The organism is Streptomyces sp. NBC_00328, assembly GCF_036139655.1.
In the GTDB taxonomy this organism is placed as follows: Bacteria; Actinomycetota; Actinomycetes; order Streptomycetales; family Streptomycetaceae; genus Streptomyces.
The window spans coordinates 7,166,272-7,185,808 of record NZ_CP108013.1; the positions used below are offsets into that span (position 1 = coordinate 7,166,272).

Genomic DNA, 19,537 nt, shown 5'->3' on the forward strand with positions numbered 1-19,537 from the left:
GAACGGCTACTTCGTCGTGCTGGTGTCGCGGCGGACCGACAGCAGGTCCTCGAGCTGTTCCTCGCGGGCCTGGGCGGCCACGAAGAGGAGCTCGTCGCCCGCCTCCAGGGAGTCCTCCCGGGAGGGGGTCAGGACGCGGGTGCCGCGGATGATGGTCACCAGCGAGGTGTCCTCCGGCCAGGCGACGTCGCCGACGGTCGTGCCGGCCAGGGCGGACTCCGGCGGCAGGGTCAGCTCGACGAGGTTGGCGTCGCCGTGGCTGAAGCGCAGCAGCCGTACGAGGTCGCCGACGCTCACCGCCTCCTCCACGAGCGCCGACATCAGACGCGGGGTGGAGACGGCGACGTCCACGCCCCAGGACTCGTTGAACAGCCACTCGTTCTTGGGGTTGTTCACGCGGGCGACGACGCGAGGAACCCCGTACTCGGTCTTCGCGAGCAGCGAGACCACGAGATTGACCTTGTCGTCCCCGGTGGCCGCGATGACCACGTTGCAGCGCTGCAACGCAGCCTCGTCCAGGGAGGTGATCTCGCAGGCGTCGGCGAGCAGCCACTCCGCCTGCGGGACGCGCTCGACCGAGATGGCGGTCGGCGCCTTGTCGATCAGCAGGATCTCGTGGCCGTTCTCCAGCAGTTCGCCCGCGATCGAGCGGCCCACGGCACCGGCACCGGCAATGGCGACTCTCATCAGTGCCCCGCCTCTTCCTCAGGGCCCTTGGCGAACGCCGCCTCGACCTTGTCCACCTCGTCGGTGCGCATCATCACGTGCACCAGGTCGCCCTCCTGCAGCACCGTCTGCGAGCTGGGCAGAATCGCCTCGCCCAGCCGGGTGAGGAAAGCGACGCGTACGCCCGTCTCGTCCTGGAGGCGGCTGATCTTGTGGCCCACCCACGCGACGGAGGTGTGCACCTCGGCGAGCTGCACACCGCCCGTGGGGTCGCGCCACAGCGGCTCGGCACCCGAGGGCAGCAGCCGGCGGAGCATCTGGTCGGCCGTCCAGCGGACGGTGGCGACGGTCGGAATGCCGAGGCGCTGGTAGACCTCGGCGCGGCGCGGGTCGTAGATGCGGGCGGCGACGTTCTCGATGCCGAACATCTCGCGGGCCACCCGGGCAGCGATGATGTTCGAGTTGTCACCGCTGGAGACCGCCGCGAAGGCGCCGGCCTCCTCGATGCCCGCCTCGCGCAGGGTGTCCTGATCGAAGCCGACTCCGGTGACACGACGGCCGCCGAACCCGGAGCCCAGCCGCCGGAAGGCGGTGGGGTCCTGGTCGATCACGGCGACCGTGTGCCCCTGTTGCTCCAGGTTCTGGGCAAGAGCGGAACCCACTCTTCCGCAGCCCATGATGACGATGTGCACGACCGTCCTTCCGCATGAATGGTTACGGCTCAGGCTAAACAGGGTCTCAGACCGCCGCCCAAGCTACACACGCACGGTCGGCCGGGGGCACCGTTGCGCGGGTTCGCCCGTGCCTTTTTCGCGGAACGTTCGGGGAACGGCGGTGAACGCCGGTGAGCGGCGGTGAGCGGCGGTGAGCGGCGGTTCAGCGCCGTGTGATGCTGCGGACACTCGCGAGGGTGAGGATTCCGAGGCCGGCCAGCGCGACGGCCGCGCCGACGAGCTCAGCGGTCAGATGCATGGGTCCTCCAGGGCGGTCGGCAGTGGCGTTTTGTCATATAGACACGTGGATCTCCGGTGCTGCGGAATCCGCAGCCGGAGCCCACCCCGTTTTCACCCGGAGAGCAGATGATGTGGCGAATTGGGATGGCGGGTGGGCGACAGCCAGTTCGAACCTTTACGATTCCCTGTTGTGTCCAAACTGACCGACGTGCCCAAGCGGATCCTCATCGGGCGTGCACTGCGCAGCGACCGGCTGGGGGAAACGCTTCTGCCGAAGCGCATTGCCCTCCCCGTCTTCGCATCCGACCCGCTCTCTTCCGTGGCGTACGCGCCCGGGGAAGTGCTGCTGGTCCTCTCCATCGCGGGCGTGTCGGCCTACCACTTCAGCCCGTGGATCGCGCTCGCGGTCGTCGTGCTGATGTTCACGGTGGTCGCCTCCTACCGCCAGAACGTGCACGCCTACCCGAGCGGCGGCGGCGACTACGAGGTCGCCACCACCAACCTGGGTCCGCGGGCCGGTCTCACCGTCGCCAGCGCGCTGCTCGTCGACTACGTCCTCACCGTCGCCGTCTCCATCGCCTCCGGCATCGAGAACCTCGGCTCCGCGGTGCCGTTCGTGGTGGAGCACAAGGTCTTCTGCGCGGTCGCCGTCATCGTGCTGCTCACGCTGATGAACCTGCGCGGAGTCAAGGAGTCCGGAAAGCTCTTCGCCATTCCGACGTATGTCTTCGTCGCCGGTGTCTTCATCATGATCGCCTGGGGTGCCTTCCGCGGGCTCGTGCTCGGCGACACCATGCAGGCGCCGACCGCCGAGTACCACATCAAGGCCGAGCACCAGGGGCTCGCGGGCTTCGCCCTCGTCTTCCTGCTGCTGCGCGCCTTCTCGTCCGGCTGCGCGGCGCTCACCGGCGTCGAGGCGATCTCCAACGGTGTCCCCGCGTTCCGCAAGCCGAAGTCGAAGAACGCCGCGAGCACGCTCGCGGCGATGGGCCTGCTCGCCGTCACCATGTTCTGCGGCATCATCGCCCTGGCCATGGCCACCAACGTGCGCATGGCCGAGAACCCCGCCACGGACCTGATCCACAACGGTGTCGCGGTCGGTGCCGACTACGTCCAGAACCCGGTGATCTCCCAGGTCGCCGAGGCCGTGTTCGGCAAGGACAGCTTCCTGTTCATCCTGCTGGCCGCCGCGACCGCCCTCGTCCTGTTCCTGGCAGCGAACACCGCGTACAACGGCTTCCCGCTGCTCGGCTCGATCCTCGCCCAGGACCGCTACCTGCCGCGCCAGCTCCACACCCGCGGCGACCGCCTGGCCTTCTCGAACGGCATCGTGCTGCTGGCCGGCGCCGCGAGCATGCTCGTCATCATCTACGGGGCCGACTCGACGCGCCTGATCCAGCTCTACATCGTCGGCGTCTTCGTCTCCTTCACGCTCAGCCAGACCGGCATGGTCCGCCACTGGAACCGCCATCTGGCCAGTGAGACCGACCAGGCCAAGCGCACCCACATGATCCGCTCCCGCGCGATCAACGCCTTCGGTGCCTTCTTCACCGGGCTGGTCCTGGTCGTCGTCCTCGTCACCAAGTTCACCCACGGCGCCTGGGTCGCCCTGCTCGGCATGGTGATCTTCTACGCGACGATGACCGCGATCCGTAAGCACTACGACCGCGTCGCGGAGGAGCTGGCCGCCCCCGAGGGACCGTCCGACGACAGCGTCCGTCCCTCCCGCGTCCACTCCGTCGTCCTCGTGTCCAAGATCCACCGCCCGGCGCTGCGCGCCCTCGCCTACGCCAAGCTGCTGCGCTCCGACACCCTCGAAGCCCTCAGCGTCAATGTGGACCCGGCCGAGACCAAGACCCTGCGCGACGAGTGGGAGCGGCGGGGCATCGACGTACCGCTGAAGGTCCTCGACTCGCCCTACCGCGAGATCACCCGTCCCGTCATCGAGTACGTGAAGGGCCTGCGCAAGGAGTCGCCGCGCGACGCGGTCTCCGTGATCATCCCCGAGTACGTGGTCGGCCACTGGTACGAGCACCTGCTGCACAACCAGAGCGCCCTGCGTCTCAAGGGCCGCCTGCTGTTCACCCCGGGCGTCATGGTGACCTCCGTCCCCTACCAGCTGGAGTCGTCCGAGGCCGCGAAGCTGCGCGCCCGCAAGCGGCAGGACTGGAACGCTCCGGGCGCGGTGCGCCGCGGTCCGGCCCAGGTGCGGCCCAAGGAGCCCACCCAGAAGAACTGACGGGGGCGGGAAGCGCGTCGCGAGCTCGCGGACGGGGCGGGGCGGTGCCGTGAGCACGTAGACTGGACGGCTGTTGTCCGACCGTTTCCCCCCTCTCATCTGGAGTCACCCCACCATGCAGGCAGAACCGAAGAATTCGCTGGTGGGGGACGAGTACGAGGTCGAGATCGGCCCCGTGGCGCACGGCGGGCACTGCATCGCCCGGACGGACGAGGGCCAGGTCCTGTTCGTCCGGCACGCGCTGCCCGGTGAGCGGGTCGTCGCCCGGGTGACCGAGGGCGAGGAAGGGGCGCGGTTCCTGCGCGCCGACGCCGTGCGGATCATCGACGCCTCCAAGGACCGCGTCGAGGCCCCCTGCCCGTACGCGGGCCCAGGCCGCTGCGGTGGCTGCGACTGGCAGCACGCCAAGCCCGGAGCGCAGCGCCGTCTCAAGGGCGAGGTCATCGCCGAGCAGCTGCAGCGCCTCGCGGGCCTCACGCCCGAGGAGGCCGGCTGGGACGGCACGGTGATGCCCGCCGAGGGCGACAAGCTGCCCGCGGGCGAGGTGCCGCAGTGGCGCACGCGCGTGCAGTACGCCGTCGACCCGGACGGCAACGCCGGACTGCGCCGCCACCGCTCGCACGAGGTCGAGCCGATCGAGCGCTGCATGATCGCCGCCCCGGGTGTCACCGAACTCGGCATCGAGGAGCGCGACTGGTCCGGCATGGAGGCTGTCGAGGCGATCGCCGCGACGGGCTCCCAGGACCGCATGGTGATCCTGGAGCCCCGGCCCGGCGCCCGCCTGCCCCTCGTCGAACTCGACAAGCCGGTCTCCGTGATGCGGGTCGCCGAACAGGACGGCGGCATCCACCGCGTCCACGGCCGCGCGTTCGTGCGCGAGCGCGCCGACGGCCGCACCCACCGGGTCGGCAGCGGCGGCTTCTGGCAGGTCCACCCGATGGCCGCCGACACCCTGGTCAAGGCCGTCATGCAGGGCCTGCTGCCGCGCAAGGGCGACATGGCCCTGGACCTCTACTGCGGTGTGGGCCTCTTCGCCGGCGCCCTCGCCGACCGCCTCGGCGACCAGGGCGCGGTCCTCGGCATCGAGTCCGGCAAGCGCGCGGTGGAGGACGCCCGGCACAACCTCGCGAACTTCGACCGCGTCCGCATCGAACAGGGCAAGGTCGAGGCGATCCTCCCGCGCACCGGCATCTCCGAGGTCGACCTCATTGTCCTGGACCCGCCCCGCGCGGGCGCCGGCAAGAAGACGGTCGAGCACCTGACGTCGCTGGGCGCGCGAAAGATCGCCTACGTGGCCTGCGACCCGGCGGCGCTGGCCCGGGACATCGCGTACTTCCGCGACGGGGGATACAAGGTGCGGACGCTGCGGGCGTTCGATCTTTTCCCGATGACGCATCACGTGGAGTGCGTGGCGATTCTGGAGCCGGTGAAGAAGGCCGGCTGAGTTGCGGTTTCTTGGGGCCGTCGCCCGCGCGACCTCTTTTCGGGCGTACAACGAGTGAAGGTCGGGCGCTAGCTGCGGAAACTACCTGACCTGCGGATTCAGCAGTGGCAGCGCTGCTCCGGCTAGTGGTGTCACCAGAGCATTTTCGGATTGCAGACGCTCAAGTGAGGCGCGTTCTGCAGCTCCATCAGACAGCTTTGCGTGTCATTGATTTCCGGGGAACGGGCTGTGAGGTGCCGTTCGCGGGACGAACGCAAGGTCTGGAGAACCACAGACAATCGACCGGATCACGATGCGTTACTCGATTCCGCCCCATCGTCTTCGTTCGCATCGGGTTCTGCGGCCAATCCCGCCGCGTCGGCCAGATCAGGGTCCAGGTCGTCCTCGTTCTGTTCCGCGACGACGGACTCCGACGTCTCTTCGGCGGGACTGCTGTCGTACTCGGAGAGCATCGGAAGAACGTACGCCTGGGCTAGTCCCGCCAAATGGAGGGGGAGCGGGAGGGACAGTGCTGCGGCGTAGTCCGGTGCCTGACGCAGTTGGTGCACGGCAAGGGCCAATGCTTCGGCGTCATCGGGCCCTCCCGGTACGGGGGAGGCAGGGGCGTCGTGGCAGCCCAGTACCGCGATCTCCACCAGGGTCGGGTTCCAGGCGTTGGTGCCCGACTGGGAGGTGAGGTTGCCCGCAGCATTGACCCTGGTGGCGAGGCGATCGAGGGCGGGTGAGACCGCGTGGGTTCCGGGGCGTTCGGTGGAGCTGTAGAAGACCCTTTGACGGGCAGGCATTCCATCCTGGTGGCGCGGGGCCTGTGTCCAGAAACCGGCCGGCTGTCCGTGCGGCTTGCCGGCTTCAGCGAGTCCCCACCACTGGGCGGTCTCACGTCCGCCGCAGCCTCGGACACGGACCAGGCGGAGTTCGTCATCAAGCCGTCCTGCTGGGGCGTGACCAGTCTTGATGAGGTCAGGTTCGATGCGGCCGTCCTGGAGCCAGGGCCAGTGCAGCCTGCTGTTCTGAGCGTGAGTGATCAGAACGGTGGGCTGTCCGCGCAAGGAGTGCAGGACGCGCTGGAGAAAGGCCGCGGTCTCCTTGCGCTGCTGGGCGAGATTGGTGCGCCACTGTTTGCCGGTGACCCGTGGGGCGTCGGGGAGTGAGCCGCCGCTGGGGGGCTCTGGTTCCGTGAACGACTCGGGGTCGATCTCGGCCTGCTTCACCAGCCGGAGGAGGAACCGCGGGTACGGTACCCACTGCCCCGTGCTGTCGTCCCAGCCGCGCACGGCCGCGAGGCCTTCCACGCCCGGCAGCGGGGTGACAAGGACAGCCACGGGCAGGTGCTTGGGGAGTCGGGTCGGGCCGTCCTTACGGCGCTTGACCATCCACACGGCCGCGTACTGGAGCGCGTCGGGGAGGTCGTCTCCGAGTGTGTGTTGGGGTAGGACGCGGACGCCGAGCTGGCGCAGTCCATCGAGCCAGGCGCTGTGGGTGCGGTGGTCGAGGCTGTCGGCGTTGTCGATCAGCCGGTCGGTGGACGGGGTGACGATGAACTGGGTGAGCAGCCCGGCGTCGGCGCAGCCGAGGCGGACGGCGAACTTGGGGTCCGTCGTCACGGGGCGGAAGGTGCTGCGGTGGGCGACCTCCACCAGTGCGAGGCCCGGACGGGAGGGGCTGGCGCCGTCCGCGCGGAGCCAGGTGCACAAGGCGCGGCGGCGGCCGGAGACGGCCGTCGCGAGGGCTGTGCCCTTGCCCTTGGCCGAAGGGTCGGGGACGAGCCGGTCGCCGAGCCCTTCGACGAGGGGCATGCAGCGCAGCCGGAGAGTGAGTTCCGGGGTCCGCCATTCGAGGACGACGGGGGCTCCGGGCAGCGCCTGGTCGAAGTCCCGGTCCGTGAGGGGGGAGGTGGATGCGCCGCCGTCGCCGTCAAGTCCCAGAGCCTGTGCGAACTGCGCCACTGCTGCTTTGCATACTTCGGGTGACTGCCACAGCAACCGGGCCTCTACCACCGGCGGCGCGTCCTGTTCGGGGGAGTGGTCGATGTTCCAGGACTGGGCGGCGAGTGCCACGCGCCGGGCCCGGGTCTCGCGCAGCAGCTCGGTTTTCTTGGCCTCGTCGGTCCTCGGCTTGGGCCGTCGGTTCTCCGGCGCGCCGATGCCCTTGCCACGTCCGCGTGCCAGGTCGGGTACCCGGACCACCGATTCGGGGAGGGCCTGCTCGGCCCATTCGGTCAACTGCGCACGCTGGTTGGGCATGAAGCCGGTGCCGATCCCGTGCTTTCCCATACGGGTGCTGTGGACCACGGCGGCGCGCACGCCCCGGCCTTCGCCGATCCAGGAGACCGGTTCGGTCAGGAGATGTTCGGGGTTGGGGAAGTTGCCGGCGAGGCTGAGCCCGCGCAGGATCCCGGCGGTGTCGTTCTCGGCCCAGACGAAGGCGTCGGCAGCACGGTCGCGGCGCAGCCGGGCCAGTGCGTAGCGTTCGGTGGACGGGGCTCCGGGCAGCCAGGGGATGGTGGGCCGGAGATGGACCGTGGTGGCCTCCCGGTAGGGCAGCTTGAGGCGCTTGGCGGCTCCCTGGGGGTGAGTGGCCCAGCGACGAACGCCCCAGTGCAGGTGGAGTCGAGGACCGGGGTCGAACGGCGTGGTGTGCAGAGAGATGTTCAGGACGACGGAGAACCACCACTCCTTGCGCTTGATGGTCCGGCACAGGGGCTGGGACATGAGCTCGGCGCCCTGGTCGCGCGGCCCCCGAGGCAGGGCCCGGAAGCGCAGCTCCCCGCCTTCGAACGGGTAGGCGTCGAGGGTCAGGATGCGGCGGGCCAGCGCGTCGGTGGCGAGCTGGAACTGGCGCGGTTCGGGGGCGGCGGTGCCGCCCGGGGTGGTCCCGGTGGTGAGTAGTTCGACGCCGGTGACCGACTGCCACGAGGGCAGGTTCCGCTTCAGGTCGGCGCTGCTCGCGAGGAGCAACGCACGGAACCGGGGGTCCAGTGCGGCGTTCTTGGGGCCCAGCGTGCGCAGCCAGGCGTCGAGGAGCTGCTGCATCGCACGGCCTGGGAGGGGGTCGGGGGCCGTGGCAGGGGCGTACATCCAGAAGTCCTCGCCGGTCTGCGGATCCGGTTCGACGACGGCCTGCGGTCCCGGCTCGACAGGGGTCCGGGGCCGGGGGCGGATGATCACGTCGGGGGCGAGGGTTTGCAGCACGCCGTCGAGTCGACGGGTAGGCAGGGTCAGCTGTCGCTTCTCCTCGTCCCGCCCCCGGTTGTGCAGTTCGAGGAGTCCCGTGTGCCAGTGCTCGGGGAAGGGGAGCGCGCGGAAGTCCTCGGTCCAGGGGGCGCTGTCCTCGGCCAGGTGGTAAGCGGATCGGCGGATGTTCTTGTACATGTCGGTTCTCCTTGCGACGTCGTACGAGGGCGGGGGATGCCTGTCAGTCGGAAGCGGGCGGCGCCCCCATGGCGCAGAGCGCCTCGTACAGCGGGCGGTAGAGCAGCTTGACGAGTGCGGTGTCGGCGGGATCGGGGTCCGTGCCTGCCGGCGAGGCGCCGGTCTCTGCGAAGTACGGGGCGAGGACGTCCCGCAGCCGTACGAGCAGTCCCGGGTCGTTGCTGTGACGTGGCCGCAGCCCTTGTCCGCTGAAGGGCGCCTGTGTGTAGGCGAGTTGAGGTGCGAAGGCCGCATCGACGAAGACGACACGGGCGGGTACGCCGCCTCGCACGAGACGTCCGATGACCTGCCAGATGGTGACGAGCTGGTCCCAGGCGAAGGACTTCTTCTCGTCGTCGGAGAGCGAGGAGTAGATGTATGGCCGGGACAGCAGGTGTCGCCAGACGCCGCGCGCGGCGGTACGGAAGGTACTGCCGGCTGCGTCCAGGCCACCCGCTTCGGCCACCAGGTCGCCGAAGGTCCCCTCGGGGCCCCTGAGTTGCCCGCGTACGAATCGGGTCGCCCAGTCGTTGACGGCGAACACGGCCAGCGACAGATCGTCGGAGCGAGGATGCGGACGGACCAGGAAGAGCACCGTTCCGAACGCCGCCACGCGCTCCTCGCCGGGCCGCTGAGGGATGGTGAGGATGTTGTGCCCTCGCTCGACGGCGAGGAGTGGCGCGACGAGCAGTTCGGCGTCCGGGTCGTCGGCGAAGGAGGCGAGGTCTCCGCGCCGGACCGCGCCCGCGCCCGGTCCGGTGCTCGGCGTCCGGCTGCCTGCCGGTGCCACCCCGTCGATGGCGGTCTCCAACTCGGCGTCGTCGGCGGCCAGGACACGTACCCGGCCGCGCCAGCGCGGGATCTCGTCCAGGGCGGAGGCAGCTGCTCTGGCCTCCTTGTAGCTGCCCACCAGGAGCAGGGCGCGCTTGCGGCGCTGGTCGGTGATCCGGGCGAGTTCGCTCTGCAGCGGGGAGGAGTTGCCGTCGCCCCGGGGCCGGGCGAGCCGGTCGATCATCAGGCGCAGGACGTCCTCGCGCCGGTCGGGGTCCTGCCCGGAGAGCCGGATCGGCTGTCCGGCGGCGTCGTACAGGAACTCGGTGCGGAAGACGGTCCGGCGAATGGCGTCCAGCGCCTTGGGCTGCGGTTTGAGCACCGCACGCACAGGAGCCAGGACGTGGGCCCGGGTGGAGGTGCCGGCCCAGCTGGTCCCTGACATCAGCAGCACGTGCGGTCCCGACCGTCCGCGGCCGGGGTCGGCGCCGAGCTGGGGCAGGTTGAGGAGCAGTTCGCGGCCGACACCGGCGCAGCGGAAGAATCGCAGGGTGCCGGTGCGCTGGCCGTCCTTGTTACGTGCGGCGGCCCGTTCGTCCACCAGGAACTGGAAGCCGAGCACGTTGCCCATGGGGGATTCGGGCAGCAGTGGTGCGTAGTCAAGCGGCGGGCGGCGCGTCAGTTCATGGCTCGCCGAGTCGAGCCGTAGCGCTGCCTCGACCTGGGGCCACAGGAACGTCACTCGGTCCAGGCGCTGGTGCAGGGCGGCGAGAACGAGGGTGAACTCCAGGCGACGTGCGTGAAGTTCACGCCACTCCTCGGTGAGGGGGATGTCTCCGGGTGCGAGTTCTCTGCCGTGCTTGACGACGGGCGCAGGACGCTGATCCGGCCCCGGCGATTTGTCAAGGAACGCGTCGAGGAGCGTGCGGACCCGGCGTCGTGTCTGCTTCTCGTCGAGGGTGTGCAGGACGTCCAGAGCCAGGGTGGTCAGTGCGTCGGCCGGGTTTCCGTAGGGGCCGCGACCGCCGAGCGGATCGTCGCGGAACGTGTCGAAGAATCCGGTGATCTCGGTGCGGCGCTGCGCCCAGGGGGCTTCCGGGGCAGCGGCGTTGCTGTCGTCGTCGAGCCCGTCCTCGTCCTCGTACAGCGCGCTCTCGTCCTCGACGTCGGCCGCGTCCGAACGGTCGGCTTGGCCGTGTGTGGGCGGGTACCAGGCATGCAGAAGTTTCTCCTGGAGTGTCCACGCACTGAAGTAGTCGATCTGCGCCCACTTCCGCAGTCCTTCGTCGTCGATGAGCATGGCGTACAGCCGGTCGGCGGTGGATCCGACGACGTCCAGGGCGGCGGACCATCGTTCCACGTCCTGGTTGGAGAGCTGGATCCGTCCCTGCCGGGCGAGTTCGGCGATCTCGTGCGTCTGCAGCTGGTCCAGCCAGGAGTCGGAGACGCCGGTGTTCTTCGCGAGCGTGGCCGATGGTGCGAATATCTGGTCGAGCTGCATCTGTACGCGGTCGGCCTCGTCGACGATCACGATGTCGCTGCGCAGGCAGGCCAGTTCGAGGTAGCGCAGACGTTCCTCGTTGAGCTGGCGCGGTACGCCCGTTTGGACGAGGCTGGCGGGGTTGGCCACCCAGATCAGTGCGTCCACGAGGTCGCGGGAGGAGGAGTGCCGGGGGCAGGCGCTCCACAGCGGGCAGGCGTGTGGGGTGACCAGGTCGTCCTCGTCGGTGTCGTCGGCCGGGACCTCGTGCCTGTCGGCTCCCCGGGCACGTTCAAGCGCGCGTACGGCGTTCTCGCCGACCGGATGCTCGGCGGTGCCCTTGCCGCGCACAGGGTGGAGGGCACCGCACGGCGCGTCGGTGTAGCGCAGCGGCTCGGACGTGTCGAGGGCGCGCAGGGCGTCCAGCGGACAGGCGGTGCTGAGGTGGGTGAAGACGGAGCCCGTGTGGGAGAGCAGGGAGTGCTCGCCGCGCGAGGCGAGCCTGCGGTGCAGCCGCTGGGCGTGCTGGGGCCGGGTGGTACCGCCCTGGACGACAGCGGCCTTCAGGCCGAGCGTACGGAACAGTTCGGTCAGGGTGAGCTGTTCGGCCACGTCACCGACGACGAGCGTGATGCGCAGGTTGTTCTGGTGCGCCCAGACGGCGAGCAGGGTCATCAGGGTCGACTTGCCGGCGCCGACCATGCCGACGAGGTGGGTGAGCCCGGCGAGCGGCAGCGCGTCCGCCTCTTCGAAGGCCGTCCCGTCCGGGGTGCGGGTGTCGAGGTCGAGGTGGTCGAGGCGCTCCGCCCAGTTCCCCGCCTTCAGCCCGAGGCGCCGTTCCGCGGCATCCATCCACCGTGCCACGTCGGCGAGTTCGTCGAGCGGGACGTCAAGAGGGCCTGCGGTGGCCGGACGCTCGGCGCCAAGAGGGTGGCCGGGGAAGGGGTCTTGTACAAGGTCGGCAGGGACGGTGACGGAGGTGCGCCGGTGGCGGCGGTCCATGAAGCGGTGTTCACCGGCGTCTGCCTGGGGCAGTTCCTTCGTGGCGAAGCCGGGAAGATTCGCGAGGGCGTCGTCGTAGACGGCCAACCGGTTGGCCGCCACCTTGAGGGGGACCCGGTGGGCGGGTTCCCCGTCCGCTGTGACGCGGTATGCGCGCAGCCGTTCGGGCAGCTCCAGGTAGGCGTCCAGGCTCTGCCGCCACATCCGCCCGCGCCGCATCGGCCACAGCAGGTGTCGGGCCGTGCTCAGCGCGGTCTCCTCGGCGGCACCGATGGAGAGTTTCGCGGCTCGCGCGAAGCGCAGTCCATAGCCGCCGAGGAGCGTCCACGCCCCGTCGGCGGCGTGGCCAGGAGCCACCGTCTCCAGCAGTCGCAGGGCGAGTTCCACCTGGCAGAGGAGGGCGGGCCGGGTCCGGGCATGCTCCTCGGGCCAGGGGCCGAGGGCGGCGACGACCGGCTTGTACCAGCTGCTGCGATCACGCATGATCCGCTCCGTTCTTCCGGGCGCCGTCGCTCGGCGCCGCCTGGTCGTCGGCTGAGGCGGACGTGGTGTGCGCGACGAAAAGGGGCCTGATGGATGCCGACGGCCCGCGCTCGCCGGACAGCCGTAGCCGGGCGGCCCGCATCAGCTGGTCGTCCGTGAGCAGCCGCAGCCCGCCCGCCCCCGCGCCGCGCTCCTTGGCGTACACGTCGAGGTAGTCCCTGCGGGCCCGTACCCGGAAGCCCGGCACCACCCAGCAGGCCTCGTCGTACGGCGGCTCGGCGCGGACCACGGTCGCGGCGCGCCCGAGGAAGGCAGGATGCGCCCAGTCCTTGACGTCCACGGCCCACACATGCCCGTCGGGGAAGGTGATCCGCAGGTCGTACGCGTCGAAGCCGGGCCACATCTCGACGGTGAGCCCGAGGGCGCGCAGCTCCCTGTCCAGCGAGACCTCGGCGCGCCCTGGTCCGGTGACGAACTGCCTTAGCGGTTTCCGTAGTTGACGCAGCTCCCCGGACACCGCAACGACGAGTTCCCGCCCGTGCGGTGCGGGCCCCTGATGCCGGCACTGGTCTCGCTCGCACCACCACTCCGTGTCGGACACCGGGTGCAGCAGGGTCAGACAGCGGTGGCAGCACAGGTACGCGCCGGCTCGGCGAAAGTGCGGCGGAACCGGGGCGTAGATCTCCTTGATCACATGGCGGACCGGGTCGAGGTAGAGATCGGTGCTGACCTCGGCCCACTCCTCCTCGGTGAGGACAGGCCGGGTGACGAGAAGCCGGCGGAAAGCCGTGTACGACTCGGGCGACGACAGGGCACGGCAGGCCCTGAAAGCCTCGTCGATCACCAGCTGGTCGTACTGCCGGCCGGTGCTGTCGCCGTATCCCCGTACGGCGAGTTCGTGGCAGAGCTGCGCGGGCTCCCCTGAGTCCTTGTCGATGAGCCGGTCCGTTGTGTCGAACAGACTGTCGGGCAGCCCGTCGAGTGGCCAGCTGCCCAGCGGCCGGGCGCGTGCCCATCGCATCATCTCGGGTATCCCCGCCGGGGGCTTGGCCCCGTTGCGCAGACACTGGAGCACCAGCGCGTCCAGGGCTCGCTGTGCGGCGGGCGGGTAGGGCAGGGCGAAGGAGTCGAGGTGGTCGACGGCCGCCAGGTGCAGGACGGCTGTGGCGACGTCGCGCAGGAGCATGACGTCGGGGTTGGACAGCCAGTCTGGTACGAGCCGCTGGTCAGTCATGGGCAGGGTTCTCTCCTCGCGGCGCGAGCTGCGCGGCCGGGCTTTCCGTACGGGGATGGTCGGTGACATAAGCGGTACCGGGCCGGCACCAGGTGCGCGCCTGGCAACCGTGGCAGTGGCGGCCGGTCCTCGGTTCGTACGTGGTGTCGTCCAGGAGCGGTTGGGCGAGTTCGGCGATGACGGCTCGGGCTTCGTCCACGTTCTCGGCCCGGCCGGGGTCGACGCGTTCGAGGCGGCTCTCGCCGTGGCCTTCGCGCAGGTGCTCCAGTTCGACCCAGGAGCGACGCGGATCGGTGCCGAGCGCGCCCGCATGGAACAGCAGGACACCGAGGGCGAGTTGGGGAAAGGTCCGGAGAAGCGACTCGCGTTCCCACAGCGGGCGGGCCGACGTCTTGGTCTCCCGCCAGATCCACCGGCCGCGATGGGTGTACACCAGGTCGGGTACGGCGAGGACGACGACGTCGAGCTCGGGCACGTACGCCGTCACCCGATGCTGTACAAGTACCTGCTCGCCGGTGTCGAGCCCGTTGAGCGGGCACAGCAGCCGGTGCTCGGACAGCATGGCGGCGGCCTCACGTGCGGACACGTCGTCGAGTCCGCTCCGGGAGTGCATCGCGGCCGGGTCGGGAGTCTCGCGGTCCCGGCAGCCGCGCGCCGGGCGTTCGCCGTGCCGGGCGTCGAGCCAGGCGTCCACGGCCCGGCCGCGCCGGGCTCCCTGGTTCTCGGCGGACAGGTCATTGAGGTGCAGGTGTCGCACCAAGTGGTACTGGGCGGGGCATTTGGCGTGCAGTCGCAGGTCCCAGACGGAGATGGAGCGGCGTTTGCGTACGAGGGCCGGGTGGCGCCCGCCCCACAGCTGCGGGGTGCGCTTCAGGTCCGTGCAGCTGGCGATGGCCTTGCAGTCGACGCAGCTTTCCCCGGGCTGCGTGCTGGTTCCGGCGGCGGCGGAGAGGAAGGCGGGCACGGCGTGGTCGGTGAACCGCTGCCGAGCCTCGGCGGGTTCTGCGGCGAGCAGGGGCTCCACGGAGCCGTCGGCGCATCCGATGTCGAAGACGCGGACCAGTCCGGGCAGTCGGGTGTCGTCGGTAGCAGCGGTCGGCGGCAGGTCGCGCGCCCGGCGCCGTGGTGTGGGTGCGCCGTACGCCATCACCTGGGCCACGGCGGCGAGTTCGGCTTCGGGGCGGACGGTCTTGGCCCGGCCCAGGGAGGGCAGCCAAAGGTCGCGCACCGTTCCGTCGACGGAGGCGTACATCCGGCCCCAGAGGGTGTGCTCGTACTGTCGAACGCCGCGCGCGTCGGGGACGTCCGTGCGGCGGGTGCGCCACGTCCACGGCTGCTTCACCGGCTTGGTCGGCGGCAGTCCGGCCGAGGCGGCGGCATTTTGTTCGGTGGCGCGGGCGGTCAGGTAGCGGTCCAGGGCGTGGGCGGTCCAGGCCAGGTGGGCGGGGTGGACCGGCGCGCCCTGCCCCCGGAACGGGCCACGGGTGTTGCGGAGTTCCTCGCGCACCCGCTCGACCGGCCAGCCGTCGTGTTCCACGAGGTCGAGGGCGGTGAAGAGCGGGCCGAACCCGAACTCCTCGCGCGGCGAGGGCCGGAACGGCACGGCTGGTTCGGCGACGAGCAGGGGTCGCATCGCTACGCGCCGGTGGGTGGGACAGGCGGCATCGTCAGGTCGGGCCGATCGGGGGCTCGCCTTGATCAGCCAGTCGTGGCCGACGACGCCGGGTGGATTCTGCATGGTGACCCCCGTGGAGGGCTGCATGGGCAGGAGGGACCCGGAACCGACGGAACTCCGAGGAGATCCAGGCACTGCCCGAGCATGACATAGATTTGTGAACTGAGTCCATGGATTGCTTGTTCGTTGACTCCTTCACGGAAGAGCTACCCTGGTGTGCCGGATGACGCAGGAGTGCGAAGGGGCACGGCGGTGGACGCGGACACGTACAGGCCCGGCGAGGGCGATCTGATCGACGGGCGCTACGAGTTGGTGGAGCCGCTCGGCAAGGGTGGTATGGCCCAGGTCTGGCGAGCCCGTGAGGTCTCCGGGACCCTGGAGGCGTCCGGACCCGGCGGCCAGGGTGCTCCCGGCGGTCGGGAGGTGGCGGTGAAGTTCCTGCGTCTCGACTCCGAGGCCCTGTACCGCCTCGACCCGTACGAGCGCGAGGCCGAACTCACCGTCAGGAACGCCCGGTTCCGGCGCGAGGCTGGCCTTCTCGGCAGGCTCGACCACCCGGGTATCACCGAGCTGTACGGGAGTGGGACGCACCAAGCCGTGCCGTACATCGCCATGCGGCTGGTGAACGGCGTGAGTCTGCGGACCTTCCTCGACGAGCACAGCCCGCTGCCCCTGGTCACCGCGGTCGCCGTCGCGGTGCAGGCGGCCGGGGCGCTGGCCTGTGCGCACACTCTCCCGGTCGTGCACAGGGACCTCAAGCCGGCGAACCTCATGATCGACGACGAGGGTGCGGTCGTCCTGATCGACTTCGGCATTGCCAAGCCGCTGTGCTCCGACGCCACCCGGTACACGGCGCACGGTTCGACACTGGGTACCCGCGGCTATCTGGCGCCCGAGCAGCTCCTGGAACGGGAACCCACAGCACGCACCGACGTCTACTGTTTCGGATGCATCTTCTACGAACTCCTCACCGGGCGGCCCCCGTTCCTGCTCGGCGAGAACGCCGGTCTGGCCGATAAACACCTCAACGAGGAGCCGCTGCCACCGAGTGTGTACGCCGCGGGCATCCCCGGCCCGATCGATGACCTGGTGGTACGGATGCTCGCCAAGAAACCCGAGCACCGCCCGTCCGTCGCCGAGGTCCTGGCCGTCCTCGGCCCGTTCGCGCCCCGCGCCGGTGACCCCGAGCCCCGACCGCGCACCCATCCCGACCCCACTGCCGCCTTGCGCCTGTTGCCGGACCGGGCTCAGCGCCCGCGTCGCTCCGTCCCCCCGCCTGCCGCGCCCGGACCGGCCGAGGGGGAGTGGCTGGACCAGCACGAGGTCGAGGATCTCTGCGCGCGGGCCGAGTCGGAGGTCGCCTCCGGTGAACCGGGAGACGCCGCCGCCCGTCTGTGCGGCCTGACGGATCGGGTCCGCCAGGACTGGGGAGCACGCCGTCCCGTGGTCCGCCGTGTCTGGCAGGCGGCTGCGGACGGACTCCGTCTCACCGGCGACCACGGCTCGGCGGCGGGCCTCTACCGCACCATCGTCGACACCCTCATCCACGGCGACGGCCCGGTCGAACGTGCCGAACGCGCGGTGACCCGCCTCCACCTCGCCGAATGCCACCTCGCCTTCGGTGAACTGGACGCGGCCATCATTGCCGTCGACGCGGCAGGCCGCACCGCCGCGGGCCTGTCGCCCGAACTCGCGGTCCACGTCGAGGCCGTACGCGTCGAGGTCGCTGCCCAGCTCACGGCCCGCCTCGCCGACCCGGGACACCCGGAGCCCTGACCACGAGGCGATACCTGCGTGGCTGTCCACGGTGAGCGGCCGGTGACGGATCACAGCCCGGTGCTGCGCGGGACAGGCCGGATGGACGGCGAACAGGCCGGGTGGACGGCGAACAGGCCGGGACACGTGATGCCCGCAGCTCGACGGTGAAGCTGCTCCAAGCGGCCTCGGGGGAGTCGGGTGCGGAACAGCGCCCCGCAAAGGGCGGGGTGAGCTGGTGACCAGCACTCAACCGTCCCGCGGCAGAGAAAACGCATGTCCAGCGGAGCGCTTGGGCACCGCACAGACCGGACCGTGCGACGTCTACGGTCCGATAGGGGAGGGCCTTTTGGTGTGGGCTGACAAAGTGCCGGAGTCCGCCGTTCTACACGCCGCCCACCAGGCGGCCCGCCGCCAGCTCGTTGCCGAGGTCGCGGACGAGGTCCGCTCCGATGTCGGCTGCGCGACGCAACTCCCTTTCGAAGGAGGCGAGTTCGCGGAACGCCTCACCGTAGCGGCGTTGTTCGCCAAGGGGTACTTGGCGGACCTGGAGGCGGCGGACGTCGATGCGGGAGGAGCTCGTCGTGTGGGTGCCGGCCTGGCGGGCGTTGGCGGGGGCGCGCAGTGAACCGGCGAGGAACCACGGGTCGAGCTGTCCGGGCTGTACGCGTACGGAGTGGAGTTGTGGGCCGAGGGCGGTCGGCGGGCCTTCGTGGACCCAGGCGGAGAAGGCGCGGGTAACGCCCACCACCACGATGTCCCCGGGTTGGGCCACCACCGCCTCGGCTGCCGCTTTGCCGTCCGAGGCGAGGCGGCCCCTGGGTTCGCCGCCCACCAGTAGGTCGGGGACGGTGAGGAGGGGGATGTCACCGTCGGACGGCGGGCCGGTGCGGATTTCCTCCTCCGGTGGTTGCTGGCCGCCGCGCAGGGTGAGTGCTCCGGCGCGCGCGAGTTCGGCAACCGTGGTCGCGGTCGGTGTGTCCGCCTCGGCGGCGGTGAGTTCGAGGGCGGCGAGGAGCCCGGCCGATCGGTTCACGTCAGCGGCGAGGGAGGTGAACTCCCGCCAGGATTCGGCCAGTCGGGGTGCGGTGTCCGTCGGGGACGGGGCGATGTGGCGCCCCGGGGTGAGGTCGACCTCGTCGTCGAGGAGTTCGATGACGGGTACCTGCCGTACGTAGGCGGGGGCCTGCGCGGCGTCGGCCGTCGCGAAGGCCTCGCGTACGAAGGCCCCGATCGCGGCCCAGTCCGGTGGGGCGGCCTCCTTCTCTCTCTTGGGGAAACGTGACGCGGCATCGGCCACCAGCAGCCGACCGCCCATCCGTGTCTCCTCTCCCGGCATGGGCGCCCGCAGCACCCACAGGTGCAAGGACACGCTGTGCGGAGCCGCACAGCCCGGTGGCAGGGCAACGACGGCCCGTAGTTGCCCGGTGCGCAGCAGCGAACCTCGGATCCGCCGCCCCGCCTTCCTGGCGGCGACGGCGGGCGGCAGCAGCAGCACGGCGGCCCCACCGGGACGCAGCCCGGACAGGCAGTGCTGCACCCAGGCGAGTTCGGGCTCGGTACGCGGGGGCAGACCATGACTCCACCGGACGTCGGTGGCCAGCTCCTCGTACCCCCAGTCACGCTCGTTGAAGGGCGGGTTGCACAGGACGATGTCGGCGGGATCATCGGCGAACGGATCGTCCCGTAGCGAGTCCCCCGCTCGTACGTCGATGAGTCCCTGCTCACCTCCCCCCTCGGCCAGGCGCAGTCTGGCGTCCGCCAGCGCAGCGAGCACCGGGTCACGGTCACCGCCGAGCAGGGTGACCGCCCCGACCGCCTTCGCCACCTCGGCCCCAGCAGTGAGCAGGTGCCCGGTGCCGCAGGCCGGATCCATGACCGTGACGCCGCCGAAGCCCTCGCCGGCCACCCCCATGGCGAGTTCCGCCATCAACGCGGCCAGCGGCTCCGGTGTCGTGGCGATCTGTCGCACATGCACGTCGAGCCAACGCCCCAGCAGGAAGGCGAACGTTTCCGCACCCCCCTCGCGCTGCCCGAGTTCCACGGCCCGTGTGATCAACTCCCGTGCACCGTCCGGGAGGTGCACATCGCCCTCGTCCCTCCGTCCGGCAAGTGTCCGTCCCACTTCAGCGACGGCAACCCCCGTCTCGTCGCGCCCACCGAGTGCTTCGAAGCGGGGCCAGAGCCACTCCCGTTCGGTGGCCTTCTTGAGTTTCTTGTTGGCGCGCAGCCAGTCCTCGATGTCGGTCATGGAGAACTGCGGGTTCACATCGGTGCCGGCGATCCGCTCGGGAAAGGTGGGATGCCGGCGCCGCCAGTTGCTGACGGCAGCCCGCCCGACCCCCGCGAGGCGGGCGATTTCGGCCAAGGTGACCGGCACGGCACGCGACGTCGACATCTGTACTCCCAGGGCATTTTTGACCGA

10 protein-coding genes are annotated in these 19,537 nt (G+C 70.4%); 3 read left to right on the top strand and 7 right to left on the bottom strand.

The window, feature by feature from the left end; translation table 11 throughout:
* Positions 1-6: 6 nt before the first annotated feature.
* Both OG485_RS31500 and OG485_RS31505 read right to left on the bottom strand, forming a co-directional pair.
* Positions 7-687: a potassium channel family protein gene (locus OG485_RS31500; RefSeq protein WP_326785033.1), complete on the bottom strand. Its 681-nt coding sequence runs from the start codon at positions 685-687 to the stop codon at positions 7-9.
* Entirely contained in the window at positions 687-1,358 is a 672-nt protein-coding gene (locus OG485_RS31505; protein ID WP_328671967.1) for a potassium channel family protein, read from the bottom strand. The genes OG485_RS31500 and OG485_RS31505 overlap by 1 nt, the downstream gene beginning before the upstream one ends.
* Positions 1,359-1,809: 451 nt before the next feature.
* On the opposite strand from OG485_RS31505, the gene OG485_RS31510 reads away from it, so the two are divergent.
* Both OG485_RS31510 and OG485_RS31515 read left to right on the top strand, forming a co-directional pair.
* Positions 1,810-3,858 (top strand): APC family permease, encoded by a 2,049-nt coding sequence (locus OG485_RS31510; RefSeq protein ID WP_328671968.1) that lies wholly within the window; start codon positions 1,810-1,812, stop codon positions 3,856-3,858.
* A gap of 115 nt (positions 3,859-3,973) precedes the next feature.
* Positions 3,974-5,302: a class I SAM-dependent RNA methyltransferase gene (locus tag OG485_RS31515; RefSeq protein ID WP_328671969.1), complete on the top strand. Its 1,329-nt coding sequence runs from the start codon at positions 3,974-3,976 to the stop codon at positions 5,300-5,302.
* Between the two features lie 287 nt (positions 5,303-5,589).
* Here the strand turns inward: OG485_RS31515 and OG485_RS31520 are convergent, their stop codons facing one another.
* From OG485_RS31520 to OG485_RS31535, 4 genes are read right to left on the bottom strand one after another with little or no spacing between them, the layout of a single operon-like run.
* Positions 5,590-8,673: a pPIWI_RE module domain-containing protein gene (locus OG485_RS31520; protein ID WP_328671970.1), complete on the bottom strand. Its 3,084-nt coding sequence runs from the start codon at positions 8,671-8,673 to the stop codon at positions 5,590-5,592.
* A 43-nt stretch (positions 8,674-8,716) separates the two neighbouring features.
* The gene (locus OG485_RS31525; protein WP_328671971.1) at positions 8,717-12,448 is read right to left on the bottom strand and encodes a hypothetical protein; all 3,732 of its coding nucleotides are present in this window, start codon (positions 12,446-12,448) and stop codon (positions 8,717-8,719) included.
* Positions 12,441-13,682 carry a restriction endonuclease-related protein gene (locus OG485_RS31530; protein ID WP_328671972.1) on the bottom strand — a complete coding sequence of 414 codons (1,242 nt, stop codon included), beginning with the start codon at positions 13,680-13,682 and terminating at the stop codon, positions 12,441-12,443. The genes OG485_RS31525 and OG485_RS31530 overlap by 8 nt, the downstream gene beginning before the upstream one ends.
* Positions 13,675-15,420 carry a PD-(D/E)XK nuclease family protein gene (locus OG485_RS31535; protein ID WP_328671973.1) on the bottom strand — a complete coding sequence of 582 codons (1,746 nt, stop codon included), beginning with the start codon at positions 15,418-15,420 and terminating at the stop codon, positions 13,675-13,677. Before OG485_RS31535 ends, OG485_RS31530 begins: the two co-directional genes overlap by 8 nt.
* 189 nt (positions 15,421-15,609) lie before the next feature.
* Between OG485_RS31535 and OG485_RS31540 the strand changes: the two genes are divergently transcribed.
* On the top strand, positions 15,610-17,133 hold the full coding sequence (locus OG485_RS31540; RefSeq protein ID WP_328671974.1) for a serine/threonine-protein kinase: 1,524 nt from the start codon (positions 15,610-15,612) through the stop codon (positions 17,131-17,133).
* A gap of 364 nt (positions 17,134-17,497) precedes the next feature.
* Here the strand turns inward: OG485_RS31540 and OG485_RS31545 are convergent, their stop codons facing one another.
* A complete protein-coding gene (locus tag OG485_RS31545; protein ID WP_328671975.1) occupies positions 17,498-19,510 on the bottom strand; it encodes an N-6 DNA methylase in 2,013 nt (670 codons plus the stop codon).
* Between the last annotated feature and the right edge of the window lie 27 nt (positions 19,511-19,537).

What these genes read in the sequence shown, in the direction of transcription:
- OG485_RS31535 (WP_328671973.1), bottom strand. Translation starts at nt 15,420, where the DNA reads ATGCAGAATCCACCCGGCGTCGTCGGCCACGACTGGCTGATCAAGGCG.
- OG485_RS31500 (WP_326785033.1), bottom strand. Translation starts at nt 687, where the DNA reads ATGAGAGTCGCCATTGCCGGTGCCGGTGCCGTGGGCCGCTCGATCGCG.
- OG485_RS31520 (WP_328671970.1), bottom strand. Translation starts at nt 8,673, where the DNA reads ATGTACAAGAACATCCGCCGATCCGCTTACCACCTGGCCGAGGACAGC.
- OG485_RS31515 (WP_328671969.1), top strand. Translation starts at nt 3,974, where the DNA reads ATGCAGGCAGAACCGAAGAATTCGCTGGTGGGGGACGAGTACGAGGTC.
- OG485_RS31545 (WP_328671975.1), bottom strand. Translation starts at nt 19,510, where the DNA reads ATGTCGACGTCGCGTGCCGTGCCGGTCACCTTGGCCGAAATCGCCCGC.
- OG485_RS31525 (WP_328671971.1), bottom strand. Translation starts at nt 12,448, where the DNA reads ATGCGTGATCGCAGCAGCTGGTACAAGCCGGTCGTCGCCGCCCTCGGC.
- OG485_RS31530 (WP_328671972.1), bottom strand. Translation starts at nt 13,682, where the DNA reads ATGACTGACCAGCGGCTCGTACCAGACTGGCTGTCCAACCCCGACGTC.